The organism is Streptomyces sp. NPDC096079 (assembly GCF_040303145.1).
Lineage (GTDB): Bacteria > Actinomycetota > Actinomycetes > Streptomycetales > Streptomycetaceae > Streptomyces.
Window position 1 is genome coordinate 1 of record NZ_JBEOST010000053.1, and the last position, 1,861, is coordinate 1,861.

The 1,861-nt window shown below is 56.6% G+C and carries 1 rRNA gene; it reads left to right on the forward strand.

Features of this window, described 5'->3' with window-relative positions:
* A 23S ribosomal RNA gene (locus tag ABTY59_RS37610) occupies positions 1–1,829 on the forward strand; the annotation flags it as partial.
* Positions 1,830–1,861 lie beyond the last annotated feature (32 nt).

Here is a 1,861-nt window from a genome sequence, read left to right on the forward strand (position 1 = left end):
CTGTGATGGGTAGGGGAGCGTCGTGTGCCGGGTGAAGCAGCCGCGGAAGCGAGTTGTGGACGGTTCACGAGTGAGAATGCAGGCATGAGTAGCGATACACACGTGAGAAACGTGTGCGCCGATTGACTAAGGGTTCCTGGGTCAAGCTGATCTGCCCAGGGTAAGTCGGGACCTAAGGCGAGGCCGACAGGCGTAGTCGATGGACAACCGGTTGATATTCCGGTACCCGCTTTGAAACGCCCAATATCGAGCCCATTAATGCTAAGGCCGTGAAGCCGTTCCGGACCCTTCGGGGAATGGAAAGTGGTGGAGCCGTCGACCCAAGGTGGTAGTAGGTAAGCGATGGGGTGACGCAGGAAGGTAGTCCAGCCCGGGCGGTGGTTGTCCCGGGGTAAGGGTGTAGGGCGTGTGATAGGCAAATCCGTCACACATTAAGCCTGAGACCTGATGCCGAGCCGATTGTGGTGAAGTGGATGATCCTATGCTGTCGAGAAAAGCCTCTAGCGAGTTTCATGGCGGCCCGTACCCTAAACCGACTCAGGTGGTCAGGTAGAGAATACCGAGGCGTTCGGGTGAACTATGGTTAAGGAACTCGGCAAAATGCCCCCGTAACTTCGGGAGAAGGGGGGCCACGCTTGGTGATCGGATTTACTCCGTGAGCTGGGGGTGGCCGCAGAGACCAGCGAGAAGCGACTGTTTACTAAAAACACAGGTCCGTGCGAAGCCGTAAGGCGATGTATACGGACTGACGCCTGCCCGGTGCTGGAACGTTAAGGGGACCGGTTAGCTCTGTTTCGACAGGGCGAAGCTGAGAACTTAAGCGCCAGTAAACGGCGGTGGTAACTATAACCATCCTAAGGTAGCGAAATTCCTTGTCGGGTAAGTTCCGACCTGCACGAATGGCGTAACGACTTCTCGACTGTCTCAACCATAGGCCCGGTGAAATTGCACTACGAGTAAAGATGCTCGTTTCGCGCAGCAGGACGGAAAGACCCCGGGACCTTTACTACAGTTTGATATTGGTGTTCGGTTCGGCTTGTGTAGGATAGGTGGGAGACTTTGAAGCCGTGACGCCAGTCATGGTGGAGTCGCCGTTGAAATACCACTCTGGTCGTGCTGGATGTCTAACCTCGGTCCGTGATCCGGATCAGGGACAGTGTCTGATGGGTAGTTTAACTGGGGCGGTTGCCTCCCAAAGGGTAACGGAGGCGCCCAAAGGTTCCCTCAGCCTGGTTGGCAATCAGGTGTTGAGTGTAAGTGCACAAGGGAGCTTGACTGTGAGACCGACGGGTCGAGCAGGGACGAAAGTCGGGACTAGTGATCCGGCGGTGGCTTGTGGAAGCGCCGTCGCTCAACGGATAAAAGGTACCCCGGGGATAACAGGCTGATCTTCCCCAAGAGTCCATATCGACGGGATGGTTTGGCACCTCGATGTCGGCTCGTCGCATCCTGGGGCTGGAGTCGGTCCCAAGGGTTGGGCTGTTCGCCCATTAAAGCGGTACGCGAGCTGGGTTTAGAACGTCGTGAGACAGTTCGGTCCCTATCCGCTGTGCGCGTAGGAATATTGAGAAGGGCTGTCCCTAGTACGAGAGGACCGGGACGGACGAACCTCTGGTGTGCCAGTTGTCCTGCCAAGGGCATGGCTGGTTGGCTACGTTCGGGAGGGATAACCGCTGAAAGCATCTAAGCGGGAAGCCTGCTTCGAGATGAGTATTCCCACCTCCTTGAGAGGGTAAGGCTCCCAGTAGACGACTGGGTTGATAGGCCGGATGTGGAAGCCCAGTAATGGGTGGAGCTGACCGGTACTAATAGGCCGAGGGCTTGTCCTCAGTTGCTCGCGTCCACTGTGTTAGTTCTGAAG